The 19492-nt window shown below is 68.6% G+C and carries 19 protein-coding genes; 9 read left to right on the forward strand and 10 right to left on the reverse strand.

Features of this window, described 5'->3' with window-relative positions; translation table 11 throughout:
- The 6 genes from Q376_RS0116065 to Q376_RS0116090 form a co-directional block, all read right to left on the reverse strand.
- On the reverse strand, positions 1–807 hold the full coding sequence (locus Q376_RS0116065; RefSeq protein ID WP_027351173.1) for an ABC transporter permease: 807 nt from the start codon (positions 805–807) through the stop codon (positions 1–3).
- A gap of 1 nt (position 808) precedes the next feature.
- Positions 809–1714 carry an ABC transporter permease gene (locus Q376_RS0116070; RefSeq protein WP_027351174.1) on the reverse strand — a complete coding sequence of 302 codons (906 nt, stop codon included), beginning with the start codon at positions 1712–1714 and terminating at the stop codon, positions 809–811.
- Positions 1707–2804 carry an ABC transporter ATP-binding protein gene (locus tag Q376_RS23060; RefSeq protein ID WP_052365416.1) on the reverse strand — a complete coding sequence of 366 codons (1098 nt, stop codon included), beginning with the start codon at positions 2802–2804 and terminating at the stop codon, positions 1707–1709. Before Q376_RS23060 ends, Q376_RS0116070 begins: the two co-directional genes overlap by 8 nt.
- Before the next feature lie 71 nt (positions 2805–2875).
- Entirely contained in the window at positions 2876–3913 is a 1038-nt protein-coding gene (locus tag Q376_RS0116080; RefSeq protein WP_027351175.1) for an ABC transporter substrate-binding protein, read from the reverse strand.
- Positions 3914–4097: 184 nt separating this feature from the next.
- Entirely contained in the window at positions 4098–5021 is a 924-nt protein-coding gene (locus Q376_RS0116085) for a LysR substrate-binding domain-containing protein (RefSeq protein ID WP_027351176.1), read from the reverse strand.
- A 38-nt stretch (positions 5022–5059) separates the two neighbouring features.
- Complete coding sequence (locus tag Q376_RS0116090; RefSeq protein ID WP_162177914.1) at positions 5060–5977, reverse strand: LysR family transcriptional regulator; 918 nt, start codon at positions 5975–5977, stop codon at positions 5060–5062.
- A 103-nt stretch (positions 5978–6080) separates the two neighbouring features.
- On the opposite strand from Q376_RS0116090, the gene Q376_RS0116095 reads away from it, so the two are divergent.
- The 4 genes from Q376_RS0116095 to Q376_RS23065 all read left to right on the forward strand — a co-directional run bounded on the left by Q376_RS0116095 (position 6081) and on the right by Q376_RS23065 (position 9268).
- A complete protein-coding gene (locus tag Q376_RS0116095; protein WP_027351178.1) occupies positions 6081–7214 on the forward strand; it encodes an NAD(P)/FAD-dependent oxidoreductase in 1134 nt (377 codons plus the stop codon).
- Between the two features lie 119 nt (positions 7215–7333).
- Positions 7334–8104: a transporter substrate-binding domain-containing protein gene (locus Q376_RS0116100; protein WP_027351179.1), complete on the forward strand. Its 771-nt coding sequence runs from the start codon at positions 7334–7336 to the stop codon at positions 8102–8104.
- A gap of 169 nt (positions 8105–8273) precedes the next feature.
- Entirely contained in the window at positions 8274–8606 is a 333-nt protein-coding gene (locus Q376_RS25555; protein WP_211266695.1) for an aldo/keto reductase, read from the forward strand.
- Positions 8603–9268, forward strand: a complete 666-nt coding sequence (locus tag Q376_RS23065) for an aldo/keto reductase (RefSeq protein ID WP_281173371.1) — start codon at positions 8603–8605, stop codon at positions 9266–9268. The genes Q376_RS25555 and Q376_RS23065 overlap by 4 nt, the downstream gene beginning before the upstream one ends.
- Here Q376_RS23065 and Q376_RS0116110 read toward each other — a convergent pair whose 3' ends face one another.
- From Q376_RS0116110 to Q376_RS23075, 3 genes are all read right to left on the reverse strand, one after another.
- Positions 9269–10282 carry an NAD(P)H-quinone oxidoreductase gene (locus tag Q376_RS0116110; protein ID WP_043448307.1) on the reverse strand — a complete coding sequence of 338 codons (1014 nt, stop codon included), beginning with the start codon at positions 10280–10282 and terminating at the stop codon, positions 9269–9271.
- Between the two features lie 122 nt (positions 10283–10404).
- The gene (locus Q376_RS23070; protein WP_052365418.1) at positions 10405–11763 is read right to left on the reverse strand and encodes a PepSY-associated TM helix domain-containing protein; all 1359 of its coding nucleotides are present in this window, start codon (positions 11761–11763) and stop codon (positions 10405–10407) included.
- An 83-nt stretch (positions 11764–11846) separates the two neighbouring features.
- Positions 11847–12278: a DUF2946 family protein gene (locus Q376_RS23075; RefSeq protein ID WP_052365419.1), complete on the reverse strand. Its 432-nt coding sequence runs from the start codon at positions 12276–12278 to the stop codon at positions 11847–11849.
- A gap of 302 nt (positions 12279–12580) precedes the next feature.
- On the opposite strand from Q376_RS23075, the gene Q376_RS0116125 reads away from it, so the two are divergent.
- From Q376_RS0116125 to cobF, 4 genes are read left to right on the forward strand one after another with little or no spacing between them, the layout of a single operon-like run.
- Positions 12581–13627 (forward strand): ABC transporter substrate-binding protein, encoded by a 1047-nt coding sequence (locus Q376_RS0116125; protein ID WP_043448309.1) that lies wholly within the window; start codon positions 12581–12583, stop codon positions 13625–13627.
- Positions 13624–14664: a FecCD family ABC transporter permease gene (locus Q376_RS0116130; protein WP_027351182.1), complete on the forward strand. Its 1041-nt coding sequence runs from the start codon at positions 13624–13626 to the stop codon at positions 14662–14664. Before Q376_RS0116125 ends, Q376_RS0116130 begins: the two co-directional genes overlap by 4 nt.
- Positions 14661–15470 carry an ABC transporter ATP-binding protein gene (locus Q376_RS23080; protein WP_052365420.1) on the forward strand — a complete coding sequence of 270 codons (810 nt, stop codon included), beginning with the start codon at positions 14661–14663 and terminating at the stop codon, positions 15468–15470. The genes Q376_RS0116130 and Q376_RS23080 overlap by 4 nt, the downstream gene beginning before the upstream one ends.
- Positions 15452–16201: a precorrin-6A synthase (deacetylating) gene (gene cobF / locus Q376_RS0116140; RefSeq protein WP_027351183.1), complete on the forward strand. Its 750-nt coding sequence runs from the start codon at positions 15452–15454 to the stop codon at positions 16199–16201. Before Q376_RS23080 ends, cobF begins: the two co-directional genes overlap by 19 nt.
- Positions 16202–16732: 531 nt before the next feature.
- Here cobF and queG read toward each other — a convergent pair.
- Entirely contained in the window at positions 16733–17833 is a 1101-nt protein-coding gene (queG, locus tag Q376_RS0116145; RefSeq protein WP_027351184.1) for a tRNA epoxyqueuosine(34) reductase QueG, read from the reverse strand.
- A gap of 128 nt (positions 17834–17961) precedes the next feature.
- Here queG and Q376_RS0116150 point away from each other — a divergent pair, with 128 nt between their 5' ends.
- Positions 17962–19491 carry a bifunctional ADP-dependent NAD(P)H-hydrate dehydratase/NAD(P)H-hydrate epimerase gene (locus Q376_RS0116150; protein WP_052365421.1) on the forward strand — a complete coding sequence of 510 codons (1530 nt, stop codon included), beginning with the start codon at positions 17962–17964 and terminating at the stop codon, positions 19489–19491.
- Position 19492: the final 1 nt, after the last annotated feature.

Genomic DNA, 19492 nt, shown 5'->3' on the forward strand with positions numbered 1-19492 from the left:
TCAGCCTTTACCGGTAAGCACCTTGTCGAGCCCGAACAGCCGGTCGATCAGGAGCATGAAAGCGATGGTGATCAGGATGATCACGGCCGATACCGATGCGATCAGCGGGTCCACCGACTGATCGATGTAGTTGTACATCTGCACCGGCAGGGTGGTGTTGCCGGGCGAGGCGACGAACACCGTCATGGTCAGTTCGTCGAAGCTCATGATCAGCGCGAGCATCCATCCGCCGGTGACGCCGGGCAGGATCATCGGCAGGGTGACGCGGCGGAAGCTGGTCCAGGGAGAAGCACCGAGCGAGATCGCCGCGCGTTCGGCCTCACGGTCGAGCCCTACCACCGACGCCAGCACCAGGCGCAGGGTGTAGGGCACCACCACTATCACGTGCGCGGCGACCAGCGAGGCGAAGGTGCCGGAAACGCCGAGCTGGGTGAAAAAGCGCAGGAAAGCCACCCCGAGCACGATCTGGGGAATCATCAGCGGCGACAGGAACAGGGTGGTCAGCGCATCGCGCCCTTTGAAGCGATAGCGAGCGACGGCCAGGGCGGCGGGTACCGCGATCAGCGTCGCCAGGCTCGCCGAGAGCACCGCGAGCACCGCGCTGTTGTAGAAGGCGTCGATGAACTGGGGATTGTCGAGGATCGCCCGGAACCAGCGCAGCGAAACGCCGTTGGTGGGGTAGGAGAGATATCCCTCCGGGGTCAGCGAGACCAGGATCACCACCACCAGCGGGGCGAGCAGGAAGAGCAGGAACAGGGCGTTGAAGACCAGTGCCAGCGGTCCGTTTCGATCGAGGTTGCGATACATGTCAGGCCTCCCCCAGCGTCTTGCGATAGCGGCGTTCGACCAGCCGGTTGTAGGCGAAGATCACCAGGGCGTTGAGCACCAGCAGGATCATCGCCAGGGCTGCGCCGAGCGGCCAGTTCGAGGTGCTCAGGTACTCGTCGTAGATCGCTGTTGCGGCTACTTTCAGCCGTCGCTCGCCGATGATCGCCGGGGTGGCGAAGGCGCTGGCGGTGAGCGCGAAGACGATCAGGCTGCCGGAGAGGATCCCGGGCAGCACCTGGGGCAGCACCACCCGGCGCAGCATGGTGAACTTCGACGCACCGAGCGACAGCGCCGCCTGCTCGGTGGCGGGGTCGACCTTTTTCAGCGCCGCCCAGACCGAGATCACCATGAACGGGACGAAGACGTGGACCAGCGCGATCACCATCCCGGTATGGGTGTACATCAGGCTGCGATCGGTCAATCCGACGAACCGCAGCGCCTCGGTGACCAGGCCGTGGTTGCCGAGCAGCAGCACCCAGCCGAGCGTGCGCACGATCACCGAGACCAGCAGCGGCCCGAGCGCGGCGAGCAGGCAGATCGTCCGCCAGGGCGGGCGCAGCTTGGAGATCACATAGGCCTCGGGCGCGCCGAGCACCACGCAGATCAACGTGACCCCGACGCCCAGGGCATAGGTGCGCAGGAAGATCTCGTGAAAGTAGGGATCGACCAGCGCCTCACGGTAGCTGGCCAGCGTCCGGGTCTCGATCAGCCCCTCGGTATAGCTGAAACCATAGAGGCTGAGCACCACGGTCATCACCAGCGGCACGCCGAGCATCACCAGGAAGAACACCGCACCGGGGCCGCAGAGCAGCCACGGGCGAGCGTCCCAGCGCAGCCGCGGAGCGCGGTTCGCCGTAGGCTTGTGGAGGGAGCTTACTTCAGCCATGGTCGGGCGCCCCCGCTGCGTTCGCTGGATCGAGCGGGCGCGGTTCGGTGTCGAGCAGATGCATCGCCGCGAGCGGCCAGTCGACGTCGACCCGCTCACCATTGGCATGGCTGGGCGCACCGAGGTTGGGGGCGTTGACCATCAGCTCGCCCAGCCCGGTCTCGACCCGATAGTGCCAAGCGGCACCGGCGAACTGGCGGCCCACCACCCGTGCCGACAGGCGCCCCTGGCCGATCGGCACCAGGCGGAGTTTCTCCGGGCGCAGCGAGACCGAGACCGGCGCAGCGCGCGAAGCCGCATCGATCTCGAGCCGCAGCTCGCCGAGGTGAAGCATCGTCCGGCCCGCTTGGTCCGCGACCAGCCGGCCTTCGAGCAGGTTGGTCTTGCCGACGAAGCCCGAGACGAAAGCGTCTATCGGTGACTCGTAGGTCTGCAGTGGATCGGCGACCTGGACCATCCGCCCGTCGCGCATCACCACTACGCGGTCGCTCATCGACAGCGCCTCGCTCTGGTCGTGGGTGACCATGATCGTGGTGGTGCCGACCCGCTGCTGGATCTGGCGCAGCTCCGACTGCATCTCCTCGCGCAGCTTGGCATCGAGGTTGGAAAGCGGCTCGTCGAGCAGCAGCAGCGGCGGCCGGATCACCAGCGCCCTGGCCAGCGCCACGCGCTGGCGCTGGCCGCCGGAGAGCTCGCGCGGATAGCGCTTGGCGAAGCCGCCCATGCGCACCAGCTCCAGCGCATCGGCCACGCGCTGGGTGCATTCGGTGCCCTTGATCCTGCGCATATCGAGACCGAAGCGGACGTTCTCGCTCACGGTCATGTGGGGGAACAGCGCATAGCTCTGGAACACGATGCCGATGCCGCGCTTGTTCGCGGGGACCCGGCTGAGCTCGGTTCCCGCCATCTCGATCCGACCGCTGGTCGGCGTGGTGAAGCCCGCGATCATCGACAGTGTCGTGGTCTTGCCGCAGCCCGAAGGGCCGAGCAGCGAGACGAACTCGCCCTGTTCGATGTCGAGGGTGAAATCCTCCACTGCGGTGAAATCACCGTAGCGCTTGCTCAGGCCGGCCAGGCTCAGGTAACTCATGGCGCTCTCCTCTCGTTCACCGGTCGTTGACGCTGGATCGGAGCCGAAGACCGGCTCCGTACGGCGGAAAACTAGCGTTCCACTTGCCGGTTCCAGCGCTGGGTCCACTCCATGCGCTGCTGGTTGACCTGGTCCCAGTCGAGGGTGACGAGATGATCGACCTTGTCGCCGTAGGGCACTTCTTCGGCCGTCTCGGCGTCGAGCTCGACGCTCTTGTTGGCCGGGCCCTGAGCGCGTTCCTGGGCCATCAGCACCTGGATCTCGGGGCGCAGCATCCAGTCGATGAACGCGCGCGCAAGCTCGGCGCGAGGGGTTCCTTCGCTCACGCAGGTTCCTTGCACCAGCGCGACCGCGCCCTCCTTGGGATAAGCGAAGGCGATCGGGAAGCCCGAGTCGGCGAGCGCCTTCACGCGTCCGCTGCCCCATACCGACATCACGATCTCCCCGCTCTGGTAGAGCTCGGAGGTCTGTCCGGGAGAAGGGGTGAAGGAGAGCACGCTGTCGCTGATTCCACTGGTCATGGCATCGAAGCCTGGCTCGATGTCGCTCTCGCCGCCGCCGTTCGCTCGCGCCAGCATCACCAGTGCATAGACGCCGTAGCTGTTGCTGATCGAGGGGATGTTGAGCAGGCCCTTGTAGCGGGGGTCGGCGAGGTCGGTCCAGGATTCCGGAGGCGCCCAGCCCTGCTCCTCGAAGTAGGCCTGGTTGTAGGCAAGGCCACCGGCGACGATCGAGGTGCCGATCGCCTTGTCGTCGGGGAAGCGGGCGAAATCGTAGACCTGGTCGAGCGCCGGCATGCCCGCCAGCGACTGGCAGAGCCCATAGTTGATCGCCTGGTAGGTCGGGCCGTCGTCCATGATCGAGACGTCGATCTGGGGGCTGTCGCGGCTGGCCAGCAGCTTGGCCAGGGTATCGGTCGAGTTGCCGCCGACGTAGACCACGTCGGCGCCGGTCTCCTCACTGAATCCAGGAATCACCTTCTGCTGCATGATGTCCTGGAAGTCGCCGCCGTAGCCCGCGACGTAGAGCGTTTCCGCCCGTGCTTCGAGGTGGTAGGCGAAGAGCAACGGGCATATCGATAGCGCAAGGGTTCGCTGCGTGATTCTCATGGCATTCACCGTTGTTCGTTATTGTAGGAATGATTCAGGCAATCGAGATGCGCATGGGGCCGCTCGCGCCTTGCCAGTCGGCGCGGCGTTGGCCCCAAGGCCGTGTTAGACGCTAAACGAAATGAAAAAGCGCGCCCAATGCCGCTTTTTGGCAATGTCATCCGCAAATGTTATGGCCTGGGTCTCAAGGCTTGGGCAGGGCCTGCGTCGGTGACTGCTCGATCAGTGCGGTGAGGGTCTGGCGCAGGTCGTCGATCAGCTCGAGCGCCAGGCGCGAGGTGGGGCGCAGGCTCGGCAGCAGCAGGTGGTAGCTATAGGCGAAGCCCGGCGACAGCGGACGAATGACCAGCCCGCGTTGGCGGTAGAACATCGCGCTGGCCGGGTCGATCAAGGTGATCCCGGCGCCGCACAGCACCAGTTCGCAGGCCGCCGAGGAGAGCTGGGTCTCGATCCGCGTCTGGCAGTCGATGCCGTGCTCGCGCAGATAGCGGTCGATCCCCGGCCGCGCGCCGCCGAGCTGGCCGACCGAGATCAGCGGCTGGCCCGCGAGATCTTCGATCGCCACCCGCTCACGGCTGGCGAAAGGATGATCCGGCGGCATCACCAGCATCATGTCGGCGCTCGCCAGGACGCTGCTCTCGGTGCCCGGTTCGTCGAGCGCGATGCCGGTCAGCCCGATGTCGCACTGCTGGGTGGCGACCCACCTGCTGATCCGCTGGGAGCTGTGCACCTGGAGCGAGATGCTGACGCCCGGGTGCTTGTCGAGGAACCGGCGCAGTACCGGCGGCAGTACCGAGAGCGCCATCGCCGGCATCGCCGAAATCAGCAGCTTGCCGGTGCGGAACTGGCGGATCTCCTTGGCCGCTTCGGCCATGTTCTCGAGCCCGACGTAGGAGCGCTCGACCTCTTCGAAGAAGGCCTGGGCCTCGGGGGTCGGCACCAGCCTGCCGCGGCCGCGGACGAACAGCTGGAAGCCGACCTGGTCCTCGAGGTCGCTGATCAGCCGGCTCACTGCGGGTTGGGAGACGAACATCATCTCCGCCGCCCGGGTGACGGTCTTGTACATCATCACATGGCGAAAGGCGTTGATCTGTCTCAGGTTGAGCACGGGGAAGCTCCGTTGGAAGTGTCGCGACGCCGCGGGTCTCAGCCGGCGTGGCCGATCATGGCGGCGTAGCGTTGCTCGAACATCGTGACGAAATCCCGGGCGAGCCGGGACATCGGTTGGTCGCGGGAGCTGAGCAGGGCGAATTCCAAGCCCAGGTCCTCGACCAGCGGGCGGGTGATCACTTCGGGATGAGGGGAGAGCGCTGCGCTGATCGGATCGACCAGGGCGATGCCGTGGCCCTGGCTCACCAGGCGGATCGCCTGCAGCGTCAGCGAGACTTCGAGCCGCGCCGGGGGGCTGGGTTCGGTCGCGTCCCGCAGGCGATCGAGGCGCCTTCGCAGCGGATCGTTGCGCTCGAAAGTGATCAGGTTCTCCTCCGCCAGCGCCGCGAGCGGCACTTCGTCCAGCTCAGCCAGCCGGTGTCCGGCGGGCATCATGCACAGGCAGGGCAGCGCGAAGCGACGCAGCTCGCAGCGCTCCTCGCGCTGCTCGAGGATCGCGAAGCCGAGATCGCAGCGCTGGGTGAGCACTTCCTCGATGACCTGGGCGGAGCGGTAGTTGCCGAGCTGCAGGCTGGCGCGCGGGTGGAGATCGAGAAACTCTCCGGCCAGGTCGGGTAGGAAGGTCAGGCCGAGCATCGGCATGGCGCAGATCCTCAGCGCGCCGATCTCGCGGTCGCGGATCCTCGTCGCGGTGGTGCGCAGCTGCTCGAGTCCGATCCAGGCACGCTCCACCTCCCGGTGGAAGATGCGTGCCTCCGGGGTAGGGTGCAGCCTGCCGCGCACTCGTTCGAACAGCTCGAAGCCCAGGTCCTCCTCGAGCTGGCGCAGCAGCCGGGTCACGCCGGGCTGCACCGTATTCATGCGCTGCGCCGCCTTGGAGACGGTGCCGCACTCCATCACATGCTTGAAGGCGAGGATCTGCCGATCGCTCAGCCTGGGGGATCGTATCGTCACGGCTATCACTTGTTGTTATCGGTCAGGCGACAACCATTATTCGTTTCGCCGATCGGCCGATGCAATGCTGGCGTTCGAACCACCATACGGCGCTTCTTCCACCATGAGTCAATCAAGCCCCGGGACATGGCTGATCGTCGGCGCCGGGCTGGTCGGGCTTTCGCTCGCCTACGGCCTCGCCCGGCGAGGCGCTCGCGTCACCCTGCTCGACGCCGGCGAAGGCGAGCCGCGCGCCGCTCAGGGCAACTTCGGGCTGGTCTGGGGGCAGGGCAAGGGGCTTGGGATGCCGGCCTATGCCGATCTGAGCCTCGATGCCTGCGCCGACTGGCGCTCGTTCGCCGAGGAGCTTGGCGCGCGCAGCGGCGTCGATCTCGGCTATCGGGGCGGCGGCGGGGTCGATCTCTGCCTCGACCACGGCGAGGCAGCGGCCCGGCGCGAGGAGTACGCGAGCGCCATGCGGGCGCGGCCCGGCTACGCCGCCCGGCTCGGGGTCGAGTTTCTCGATAACCGCCAGCTGGCCGAGTGCCTGCCCGGCATCGGCGGCGAGATCCCGATGGGCAGCTGGTCGCCCCACGATGGCGCCTGCGATCCGCTGGCGCTGGTCCAGGCGCTGCATCTCGCCTGCCTGTCGCTCGGCGTCGAGTATCGCCCGGGGTGGCGCGCGACCCGGATCGATGCGCTGGCGAACGGTTTCGAGGCACGCAGTATGGAGGGGTGGCGCGCACGCGGCGAGCGGCTGCTGCTCGCCGCCGGACTCGACACCGCGAGGCTCGGCGCGCCGCTGGGGTTGGGCGCGCCGCTGACCGCGGTCCGTGGCCAGCTGATGGTCACCGAGCGGATCGCCCAGGCTCCGCGCTTGCCCACGCCCCAGGTCCGGCAGACCCGGCACGGCGGCTTCCTGTGCGGTGAAACCCACGAGCGGGTCGGGCGCAATCTCGACACTACGCCCTCGATGCTCACCGCGATCGCTCGCGACAGCCTCAGGATCTATCCGTTCTTGAGCGCGGCGAGGATCGTGCGCGCCTGGGCGGCCTTGAGGGTGATGACCCCTGACGGCTGCCCGGTCTATCACGCCTCGGCGCGCTGTCCCGGCGCCTACGCGGTCAGCTGCCACAGCGGGGTGACGCTCGCCTCGGTACATGCCGGGCGCCTCGCCGGGGCGCTGCTGGATGATCGCCTGGAGACCGACTTCGCCGCGTTTTCCGCCGCGCGCTTCGCGCCTGCGGTGACGGCCTGATTCGACCGCTGCCGGCCTGGCCTGCCGGTGAGGCGGATTCCACGGCCCGGCTCGCGATCGCGAGCCGTCGATGACGACATGCAATCGATGACAACGTACAACCCATGGAGATGTCGATCGTGAAACGCCCGCTTTGCCTCATCACCTTCTCACTGGCCGCGCTGCTTTCCGCCCGGGCCCTGGCCGAACCGCCGCTCAAGGTCGCCGTCGACGTGCCCTACGCGCCGTTCCAGCTGCAGCATGCCGATGGCAGCTTCGATGGTTTCGAGGTCGAACTGGTGAACGCCATCTGTGCCGAGATGCAGCGCCGCTGCGAGTGGGTCAAGCAGCCCTGGGACGGGATCATCCCAGGGCTGCTCGCGCGCAAGTACGACATCATCGCCTCGGCGCTCAGCATGACCGAGGAGCGCGCTCGTCAGGTACGCTTCGCCGAAGCCTACTACGTGGTGCCGTCTAGCTGGGTCGCGCCCGCTGAGGGCATGCTCGATCCCAACGCGGACCTGAGCGGGCGGACCATCGGCGTGCAGCGGTCGACGATCCAGGACGACTACGTCACCCGCGCCCATCCTCAGGCCGACATCCGCCGCTACCCTGACGCTAGCGCCCTGGCCGCGGACATGAGCGCCGGGCGGCTGGATCTCGCTTTCATCACCACGCCGCTGGCCCAGGAGGTGTTCGTCGACCAGGGCGGCTACCGGCTGGTCGGGGAGCCGATCCGCGAGCCCCGCGAGATATTCGGCGAGGGCATCGCCGCGGCCTTCCGGCCTCGTGACCAGGCGCTGGTCGAGCGCTTCGACCGCGCGCTTCACCAGGTCGTCGCCAATGGCACCTACGGGGAGCTGATGGCGCGCTACTTCGACTACGACGTGCGTCCCGACGGGCTGCGCTGAACCGGTTTCAACGCGCACCCGCTCGGGGCGGCAACGCATCGGGATCGCTCGGGGTGGTCCTCGGCGCTGTGCGGGTATCCGCACGGGCCGTTCGGCCCGGTCGGATTATCGTGCGCGTCCCGCTGCTCCATACTGAGGAAGTTTCTCTGTCCCTCATGGAGCCTTCGCGATGGAACTTCGTCAGTTGGGCGCGGGCGGTCCGCGTGTCTCTGTGCTTGGGCTCGGCTGCATGGGCATGTCGGGGATGTATGGCGCGTCCGATCGCGCGCAGTGCATCGCGACCATCCACGGCGCGCTCGACGCCGGTATCGATCTGCTCGACACCGGCGATTTCTACGGCATGGGCCACAACGAACTGCTGATCCATGAAGCGCTGCGCGAGCGACCGCGCGACGAGGTGTCGATCAGCGTCAAGTTCGGTGCGCTGCGCGACCCGGCCGGCGGCTGGGGGGATACGACGCCCGGCCCGAGGCGATCAAGAACTTCGTCGCCTATTCGCTGACCCGGCTCGGGGTCGATTACATCGACGTCTACCGCCCGGCGCGGCTGGACCCGCAGGTGCCGATCGAGGAGACCGTGGGTGCGATCGCACGGCTGGTCGAGGAGGGCTACGTGCGCTACATCGGGCTCTCCGAAGTCGGCGTCGAGACCCTGCGCCGCGCCGCCTCGGTGCATCCGATCAGCGACCTGCAGATCGAGTACTCGCTGATCTCGCGCGGCATCGAGACGCGGATCCTGCCCGCCTGCCGCGCGCTGGGCATCGGCATCAGCGCCTATGGCGTGCTCTCGCGTGGACTGATCAGCGGCCACTGGCGCGCAGGCGCCGCCGGTGGTGGAGACTTCCGCGCCCATAGCCCGCGCTTCCAGGGCGAGGCGCTCGAACACAATCTCGCCCTGGTCGAGAGGCTGCGCCAGCTCGCCGAGGGGTGCGGGCTGACGCCGGCGCAGCTGGCGATCGCCTGGGTCGCGGCCCAGGGCTCGGATGTCGTCGCACTCGTCGGTGCGCGCAGGCTCGATCGATTGAGCGAAGCGCTCGGCGCAGTCGATACCCGGCTCGATCACGCCACGCTCGAGGCCCTGGATACCGCCTTTCCTCCCGGCATCGCCGTGGGCGAGCGCTATGCGCCGGCGCAAATGTCGATGCTGGACAGCGAACGAGGCTGATCAGCCTTCTCCGACCACCAGTACGATCTTGCCGATGTGGTGGCCGGCGTCCATCAGCGCATGGGCATCGGCTGCGCGGGCGAGGGGGAAGGTGGCGTCGATCAGCGGCTTGATCTCGCCGCGTTCGATCAGCGGCCAGACCTCGCGCTCGAGCTCGCGGGCGACCTCGGCCTTCTCCGCTACGCTGCGCGCGCGCAGGGTCGAGCCGGTATGGGTGAGGCGCTTCTTCATCAGTTCGAAAAGCTCGACATCGCGGCCGTGGCCGCGCTGGGTGGCGATCTGGATGATCCGCCCGAATTTGGCCGCGGCGCGGTAGTTCCTGGTCACGTAGTCGCCGCCGATCATATCGAGGATCAGGTCGACCCCGTAGCCGTCGGTGAGCCGTGAGACCTCCTCGACGAAGTCCTGTTCGCGATAGTTGATCGCGGCGCTGGCGCCGAGCTTCAGGCAGGCCTCGGCCTTGGCCTGCGAGCCGACGGTGACGATCACCTGCTCGGCGGCGAAGGCGCGGGCGAGCATGATCGCGGTGGTGCCGATGCCGGACGAGCCGCCGTGGATCAGGACCCGGTCGCCGGCCTTCAGCCGGCCGTCCTGGAACAGGTTGGTCCACACCGTCATGAAGGTTTCCGGCAGCGCCGCCGCCTCGACCATGCCAAGCCCAATCGGCACGTGCAGCGCGTTGTCCTCGTGGATTACGCAGTATTCGGCATAGCCGCCTCCGGCGACCAGGCCGCAGACCCTTTCTCCCTCCTCGAAGCGGGTGGCGCCCGCGCCCAGCCCGACGACCCGGCCCGCGATCTCGAGGCCAGGGATGTGTGATGCGCCGGGTGGCGGTGGGTACTTGCCCTGGCGTTGCATCACGTCCGGCCGGTTGACCCCGGCCGCGGCGACCTTGACCAGTATCTCCCCCGGCCCTGGCGTGGGCAGCGCATGCTCGCGGATGGCGATCACCTCGGGGCCACCGGCGCCGTCGAACTCGATCACGCTCATATGGCTCGGTAGTGACTGATTCATGCAGCTCTCCTTGTAGCGGTTGGCCCGCCCCTGTTCGATGGCCCTCGGTAAGGACGAGGAGAACGGCCGGGCGGGGCGGGCAATGACGAGTGGTTCAAGCGTAGGTCAGCGCGTGCTCGGCGTCACCCGATCTGGCGGCGGGGTCCGGCGCGCCGCAGCGCCAGCCGCAGCCCGTCGATCGCCAGCAGCAGGGCGAGGCTTGCGCCGAGCACCGGCAGCGCCCAGCCGAGCAGCGCCGTGGCGAGCGCGAGCGCAGGCCAGGCCCGGCGAGGCAGTCGGGCGAGGGCGTACCACAGCGGCTCGAGCCGGCGCGGACGCCGCCGCCACCAGAGCCGGTAGCCCCAGATGATCAGTAACGCGAGCCCCAATGCCGTCGCCGCCAGCAGCAGCTGGTTGGGCAGGCCGAAGAGCATGCCGATGTGGGCATCCACCCCCCAGCGGGTCAGCTTGGCGGCGAGCGGAAAGTCGGCGAAGCGCAGCAGGTCGACCACTCGTCCATCGCGCGGGTCGATTGCCGCGCTGTCGGCCTGGGTCGGCCATTGGTAGTCGATCTCGCGCACCGTCCAGGCGCGGGCCTGGTCGTTCGACGGGCGCAGCTCGATGCGTGGCGCGCCGAGTCCGGCGCCGCGGGCCGCTGCGAGCACCAGGTCGGCCTGGGCGGGATCGAACGCGGCGGTCGCCGGCTCGTCCATCGCGCCATGATGCGCCGCTTGGGGATCATGGCGTGGCTCGATCCGGGCGGGGTCGAGCTGGGTAGAGACACTCGGGGTACCCCAATCCAGCGCGCTGCGCAGCTCGGAGATTCGCTCTCCCGCCCATTTCGACCAGGTCAATCCGGTGGCGGAGAAAAACGCAAGGCCGACCAGCAGTATCAGGCCGAGGGTGGCATGGTGACGCGCGGTGCCGCGACGCTGGCCGCCGCGGCCGAGCCACCATAGCGCGGTGCCGCCGAGCGCCAGGAGCCATAGCCAGGAGGCGGCCAGTTCGCTGTAGGCGCGACCGAACTCGCCGAGATGCAGGCTGCGATGGAAGTGGTCGATCCAGGTACGCAGCGGCAGCAGGCCGCTGGTGCCATAGACGGGCAGCGTCCCGCGCAGCTCGAGGCTGACCGGGTCGACGAACACCGCGAGGTGCATCGAGCCACCGAGCTTCGGCTCGGCGAACATCACCCGCGTCGTCGTGCCCGGCAGGGGCGCGGGGCGTATCGCGGCGGGGGCGGGGTGGCCATCGATCGACGCGCGCGCGGCTTCGACCTGGGCGGAGAGCGGCTGTGGTGCGCCGCTCGCCGGGGCGCGCAGTGCATCGGCGTAGAGCCAGGCCTCGAGCGAGGGCGTCAGCGCATAGAGTGCGCCGCTCAGTGCGGCGGTGAGGATGAATGGGGCGACCAGCAGGCCGATGTAGAAGTGCAGGCGGTGGATCAGTGCGATCCACACGCCGCGCGCCTTGGCATCGGCGCGCGGTGGGGCAGCGGAGGCGGGCATGGCCGGTTCCTCGAGCGTGAACGCAATCCTGGGCACGGATTGCGGGGCGCCGACATCCTCGTGAGATGCGGCGGGTGACGGTTTCAAGCGGCTCGAGCTGCGGCGGGTGGTGCGCGGGGCGGGGCGTGGATGGAACGCGCGCTGCCCGGAAAACCTTGGTCGGGGCGCGCGGTGAGCAGCTGCCGGTCGAGATTGCCCAGCTTGGTGAGGACTGGGGGGCTCGGGGGCAGGCTGGGTAGCTGGAGCAGGTGGCAATAGCCGCACTTGGCATGGTCCTGCGCGGCGTGGGGCGCCTGTGCCGGTGGGGCCGGGCCGTCGCGGTGCTGCGCTTCGGCGTGGTGCGGGGTCGACGAGCGATGCGCGGGCGGATGGTCGTGCGCCATCGCCGCCGGTTCGAAACGCCCGGGCATCTGCTGCGCCAGCGCCACCGTCTGAGAGACCAGTGGGGCGATGGAGATCAGCAGCATGGCGCAGAGCGCGATCCAAGCGGTGAGGTGGCGACGATCGAGACGCATTGAAGAGCAAGCTGCAGGAATGGGAACGCAAGGGTGCGGCGAATCCGCCTTTGGGTCAATCCTATGTGCTACACATAATTGTTATTTAGTAACGTTTTTGGCATCCTGGGCAGCGCTTGGCCGTATCGATTGCACCGGACCCTGCACTGCCTTAAGGTCGATGCCGACTATCGTGCCCAGCGGGAAGCCGGTGAGATTCCGGCGCGGTCGCGCCACTGTATTCGACGCCCGTCGAGAGCCAGACCTCGCGAGTCACGCCCCTGCATCCACTGCCAATGGGACGCGTCATCCCAGGAGAACCCATGCCCTACGTTTCAGCGGCGCTCGTTTCGCGGCGCCAGCTTCTACCGCTGTGCTTGAGCATGGCGAGTCTCGTCCCCTCGCTGGGACAGGCCGCCACCGACTATCCGCTGCGTATCGACAACTGCGGCCGTACCCTGGTCTTCGAGCAGGCCCCCGAGCGGGTGGTGAGCATCGGCCAGGCGAGCACCGAGATCCTGCTCGGCCTCGGGCTCGGTGCGCGAATCGTCGGTACCGGGGTGTGGTTCGGGCCGCTGCCGCCAGCGCTCGCCGCCGAAGGTGCCGCGGTGCCGCGGCTCGCCGACAACGCGCCGAGCTTCGAGGCGGTGGCCGGTACGCGCCCGGACCTCGTCACCGCCCAGTACACCTATCACCTCGGTGCCAATGGTGAAGTCGCCACGCCCGAGCAGTTCGAAAGCCTCGGCATTCTCTCCTACGTCTCGCCGTCCGACTGCGAGGACAAAGGAGTGACCGCGGACTCCAACGCCGACGGCAGCCGTTCGCAGCCATTCGAGATGGCGCTGGTCGAGCGCGAAGTCAGCGAGCTGGCCGAGATCTTCGACGTCGGGCCGCACGGCGAGACGCTCAACGCAGCGCTCGGGGCACGTATCGCACAGGCCCGCGAGCGCCTCGCCGGCGGCGCCTCCGAGCCGCTCAAGGTGGTGTTCTGGTTCTCGAGCCCCAGGCTCGAGGGCGACCCCTGGGTGGCGGGCAGTAACGGTGTGCCCGGCTACATCGCACGCACCCTCGGGCTCGACAACGTGATCGAGACCGAGGAGGAGTGGCCCGCGGTGAGCTGGGAGCGGATCGCCTCGCTCGACCCCGACGTCATCGTGGTAGCGCGGATGGACCGCAGGCTCTATCCCGCCGACGACGCCGAGGTCAAGCGCGCTTTCCTCCAGCGGGACCCGGTGACCCGCGAGCTGCGTGCAGTGCGCGATGGCCGCGTGCTGGTGGTGGATGCCCAAGCGCTCAATCCTTCCCTTCGGGTGGTCGATGGCATCGAGACGCTCGCCGATCAGCTCGATGCCGCTGGGGCGACGCGGTGATCGAGCGGTTCGCCGCTGACGCCGGCTGGGCCTGGCGCTATGGGCTTGCGCTGGTCGCGGTGCTGGGCCTGGGGGTCGCCGTGGTGCTCGCCGCCTCGATCGGTGAGATGCGCATCCCGTTCACGGTGTCGTTGAAGGCGATCCTCAACGGGCTCGGTCTCACCGACTATCCGCTCGATAGGATCCAGCAGGGCATCGTCTGGGAGTACCGGGTCAGCCGCGCGCTGGTCGCGGCCTGCTGCGGCGCCGGGCTTTCGGTGTGCGGGGCGATCCTCCAGGCGCTGCTGCGCAACGCGCTGGCCGAGCCCTACGTGCTTGGAATCTCGGCCGGGGCTTCGACCGGCGCCGTGCTGGTCATGCTGCTCGGGGTCGGCGGTGGCGTGATCGGGGTCTCGCTCGGCGCCTTTCTCGGCGCGGCGCTCGCCTTTTCGCTGGTGCTGCTGCTCGCCGCCAGCGGCCGTGCCGGGGTGACGCGGGTGATCCTCGCCGGGGTCGCCGGCGCCCAGCTGTTCAACGCCTTGACCGCTTACATCGTCTCCACCTCGGCCAACGCCGAGCAGGCGCGCAGCGTGATGTTCTGGCTGCTCGGCAGTCTCGGCGGCGTGCGCTGGCCCGACGTCTGGCTCGCAGGGCTGGTGGTCGGGGTGGCGCTCGTGGCCTGCCTGCTGTTCGCCCGCGCCCTGGACGCCTTCGCCTTCGGCGAGGACCTCGCCGCGACCCTCGGCATCTCGGTCGCCGGCGTGCGGCTGGTACTGTTCGCGATCACCGCGCTGGTCACCGCGACCCTGGTCAGCATCGTCGGCGCGGTAGGGTTCGTCGGCCTGGTGATCCCCCACGCCGCGCGTTTTCTGGTCGGCCCCGGGCACTCCAGGCTGCTGCCGGCTTCGGCGCTGATCGGTGCCAACTTCATGGTGCTCGCCGACATCGTCTCGCGGATCATCGTGCCCCAGCAGGTACTGCCGATCGGCGTGGTCACCGCGCTGGTCGGCGCGCCGGCCTTCGCTTTGATCCTCTATCGATCGAGGCTCAGCCCATGAGTCTCGAAGCGCATGGCCTGGACTGGCGGGCCGGAGGCCGATTGATCCTCGACCAGGTATCGCTGCAGGTGCCGCCCGGCGAGCTGATGGGGCTGCTCGGCCCCAATGGATCGGGTAAGTCCACCCTGCTGCGCCTGTTCGCCGGACTGGCCCGCCCCGCCCGGGGCGAAGTGCTGCTCGACGGCGCGCCGCTCGCCCGGCGCTCCCGCCGCGACATCGCTCGGCGCATCGCCCTGGTCGAGCAGCACGCCACCACCGATACCGACATCTCGGTGCTCGAATCGGTACGGCTCGGGCGGACCCCGCATCGCTCGGCGATCTCCGGCTGGAGCGCGAATGACCAGCGCGCGGTAGACAGCGCACTCGACCAGGTCGGCTTGGCCGACAAATGCGCCCGACGCTGGCACACCCTGTCGGGCGGTGAGCGCCAGCGGGTACAGATCGCCCGCGCGCTGGCCCAGCAGCCGAGCGAGCTGCTGCTCGACGAACCGACCAATCACCTCGATATCCAGCACCAGCTCGAGTTGCTCGAGCTGGTGCGCCGGCTGCCGCTGACCTGCGTGATGGCGATCCACGATCTCAACCTGGCGGCGATGTTCTGCGATACCCTGGCAGTGCTCGACGGCGGGCGTCTGGTCGCCTTCGGCGCCCCTGAGGAGGTGCTGACGCCCGCACTGATCGAGCGCGTCTACGGCGTGCGCGCACTGGTGTCTCGCTCCACCCCTCATCGGCGCCCACACGTCCAGTACCTGCCGCTGACCCCCTCGAGCCTCGACCAGGAGCCGCCATGCGAGCCCTCGACCTGATCGGCATCGGCGCCGGCGACCCGCGCCATCTCACCTTGCAAGCGGTCGAAGCGCTGGGTCGGCTCGATCTCGTCGTGCTGATCGACAAACGCGCCGAAACCGCCGAACTGACCCTGATGCGCGAAGCGATTCTCGACCGCTTCGCCTCGCCGAGGCTCGAACGCCTCCACCTCGACGACCCACCGCGCCGCCGCGAAGGCGACTACGCCGCCAACGTCGAGGCATGGCATACCGCCCGGGCCGAGCTGCTCGAGGACGCGCTACGCAGCCATCTCCAAGACGGACAGCGCGCGGGACTGCTGGCCTGGGGCGAGCCCACCCTGTTCGACAGCGCGCTGCGGCTGATCAGAACGATCCAAATGCGAGGAAGCATTGAACTCGAAGTCGAGGTAATCCCCGGCATCTCCAGCGTCCAAGCGCTCGCCGCGCGTCACCGCATCCCCCTCAACCGGATCAACGAGCCGGTCCACATCACCACCGGGCGCAAGCTCGCCGCAGGGTTTCCCCCCGGACTCGACGCGGTGCTGGTGATGCTCGACGGCGACTGCACCTTCCTGCAAGTGGCAGAGCCGGGGATGGAGATATTCTGGGGCGCCTATCTCGGCACCGAGGATGAGATCCTCATCGAAGGCCTGGTTGGAGAGGTCGGCCAGCGCATCGTCGAGCTACGCGCGGCGGCGCGCGCCCGCAAGGGGTGGATAATGGACACCTACCTGCTACGGCGGCGATAGCTGAAGGTTTTTATACCGTTATCATGATAGGGGCGGTCTTAGGATTGTCCAGAACCGAGTCGAACCACGGCCCCGGCGCCGAGGATGGGTCCCTCGACTGGCGCCCCCATTGCCGAGCCAGTACTCGATCTTGGCGCGTATGGCGCCGCTCGGGACGAACGGATAGGAGGTACGCGCTCAGGGTGTCCGGAAGCATCGACTTCCGTTCATGGTGGGGAGCGAGGACCCTTCGATATCCGCTCGTGGTGAGCCGGCGAGGAACGAGCCGAGTCGAACCACGGCCTCATCGCCGCCGCACGATCCCTCGACTGGCGCCCCCATTGCCGAGGCGGTGCTCGAGCTTGGCGCGTACGGCGCCGCTCGGGACGAACGGATAGGGGGCCCCGAGGTCCGGCGTTCCCAGCCGTTCGTGGTGAGCCGGGCCTTCGACGACCTGGGCCAACTCGCGCAAGGCTGCGCAGGCCCGAGTCGAACCACGGCCCACTCGCCTGAGGCGGGGTCCACTCTCCGTTCGCTGCCGGCGTTTTTGCTTCAGCCGTGGGCAAGCAGGGTGGGGGCGCGGCGGCGCTGCTCGGCGAGCGCCCATTCGACGTGCTCTCGAACCAGCGGGCTTGGGTCGTCGCGGCGGGCTTGGAGTGCGTCGATCACTCGCGGCGACCAGGGCGCGTTGCCCAGTCCTACCGCGATGTTGCGCAGCCAGCGCTGGTGGCCGATGCGGCGGATGGCGCTGCCTTCGGTGCGCTCGAGGAATTCCTCTTCGTTCCAGGCGAACAGCTCGATCAGCTCGGCGCGATCGAGGGCGTGGCGGGGGGCGAAGTCGGGTTCGGGGCTTGCGCGGGTGAAGCGGGTGAAGGGGCAGACCAGCTGGCAGTCGTCGCAGCCATAGACCCGGTTGCCGATCGCGCGGCGCAGTTCGAGCGGGATCGCGCCTTTGAGTTCGATGGTGAGATAGGAAATGCAGCGCCGCGCGTCGACTATCTTGTCGTCGACGATCGCGCCGGTGGGGCAGGCGCTCTTGCAGCGCTCGCAGCTGCCGCAGTGCTCGCCTTCGAATGGCGGGTCGATCGGCAGCGGCAGGTCGGTATAGAGCTCGCCAAGGAAGAACAGCGAGCCCGCCTTGGGGTTGAGCAGCATCGAGTTCTTGCCGAACCAGCCGAGGCCGCTGCGCTGGGCCAGCGCGCGTTCGAGCACGGGGGCTGAGTCGACGAAGGCGCGGTAGCCGAAGGGGCCGATTTCGGCCTCGAGCCATTTCGCCAGCGTCGTCAGCCGCTTGCGTATCAGCTTGTGGTAGTCGCGCCCGAGCGCGTAGCGGGAGATATAGGCCTTGTCCGGCTGGCCGAGCACCTTGGTGGTTTCGACCTCGGGCGGCAGGTAGTCCATCCGTGCGGTGATCACCCGGCGGGTGCCGGGCACCAGCCGGTCGGGGCGCCAGCGCTTGTCGCCGTGCTCCGCCATGTAGCCCATCTCGCCATGCATGCCTGCAGCGAGCCAGTGGGCGAGGTGCTCGCGGTGCTCGCCGAGCTCGACATCGGCGACGCCGAGCTGCTGGAAGCCGAGTTCGCGGCCCCAGACCAGCAGCTTGGCCTTGAGCGCAGTGAGATCGGGTTGCGGGCGCGGAGCATCATCCGTCATGGCGGTGCGGTGTCTTGGCGTGGCCGCTCATTATGCATCAGTGACGTCGCACCGGCGAATTAGCCAGGCCGCTCCCTGCGGCCTAAGCTGTGCGACGAAGCCTGTCCGAGACGTTCCAAGGAGCGAACATGAGTACTCCCCTGCATACCCGCCGCCGTAGCGCCGCAGTCGAGGTGCCGGCGCGCTTGCATGACGCGGCCCAGACCCGGGCGCTCGATCGTGAGGCGATCGCGGCTGGGATCTCGGGGTTCGAGCTGATGCGGCGGGCGGGTGCCGCCGCTTTCGCCCTGATTCGGCAGCGCTGGCCCAAGGCGCGGCGTATCCGGGTGTTCTGCGGCGGCGGCAACAACGGTGGGGATGGATACGTCGTCGCCGCGCTGGCGAGCAGGGCGGGGCTCACGGTCGAGGCGCTGGCGTTCAAGTCGCCCGAGACGCTGACGGGCGAGGCCGCCGATGCGGTCGCGATGGCCCGCGAGGCGGGGGTTGCGATCCTCGATGGCGAGACCGGGCTCGACCAGCCGTTCGCTGCCGACCTGCTGGTCGACGCGCTGCTCGGCACCGGTGCCAAGGGCGCGCCGCGCGGCGTCTACCAGCGTGCGGTCGAGGCGATCAACCAGGACGCCGCGCCGGTGTTGGCGATCGATCTGCCGAGCGGGGTAGACGCCGATACCGGGATGGCCGAGCAGGCAGTGAATGCGGCGCTGACGGTGAGTTTCATCGCGCGCAAGTTCGGGCTCTACACCGGCCTCGCCGCCGACTACGTCGGAGAGCGCTTTTTCGATGATCTCGGCCTGGACCCACGGCTGCTCGCCTCCGGCGAGGCGCTGGGCCGGCTGCTCGAGCCGGCGATGCTGGCCGAGCACCTGCCGCCGCGGCTGCCGAGCAGCCACAAGGGGCACACCGGACACCTGCTGGTGGTCGGTGGGCGCCCTGGGTACGGCGGTTCGACGATCATGGTCAGCGAGGCGGCGGCGCGGGTCGGTGCCGGGCTGGTCAGCCTCGCCACCGATGCCTGCCACCTCGCCGCCGCCTTGGCGCGGCGGCCTGAACTGATGGTGCGCGGGGTACGCAGCGGGCTCGAGATCGGCGATCTGCTCGAGGCCGCGGACGCGGTGGCGATCGGCCCGGGGCTCGGCCAGGGTGCCTGGGGCCAGGGGCTTTTCGATAAGGTACTGGAGCGCCCCGGGCCGCGGGTGATCGATGCCGATGCGCTGCATCTGCTCGAATCGCGCTATGCCGGGCTCAGGCGCGACGATTGGGTGCTGACCCCGCATCCCGGCGAGGCGGCGATGATGCTCGGCTGCAAGGCGTCCCAGGTGCAGGCCGACCGGCTCGCCGCCGCGCGCGAGCTGTGGCGCCGTCGCGGCGGGGTGATCGTGCTCAAGGGCAACGGTACCCTGGTGGTGGCGGGGGAGAACGAAACCGATGTCGCGCTCTGCCCCTATGGCAATCCCGGGATGGCGAGCGGAGGCATGGGCGACGTCCTCGGTGGGATGATCTCGGGGCTCCTGGTGCAGGGCCTTTCGCCCTTCGATGCCGCCTGCGCCGGCGTGCTGGTGCACGCCTTGGCGGCCGACGAGGCCGCGCGTGTTGGCGGGGAACGTGGTCTCCTCGCCGGTGATCTGGCATCCTTTGCGCGACGTATGGTCAACCCTTGAA

It is taken from the genome of Halotalea alkalilenta DSM 17697 (assembly GCF_000621205.1).
GTDB classification, from domain to species: Bacteria; Pseudomonadota; Gammaproteobacteria; order Pseudomonadales; family Halomonadaceae; genus Halotalea; species Halotalea alkalilenta.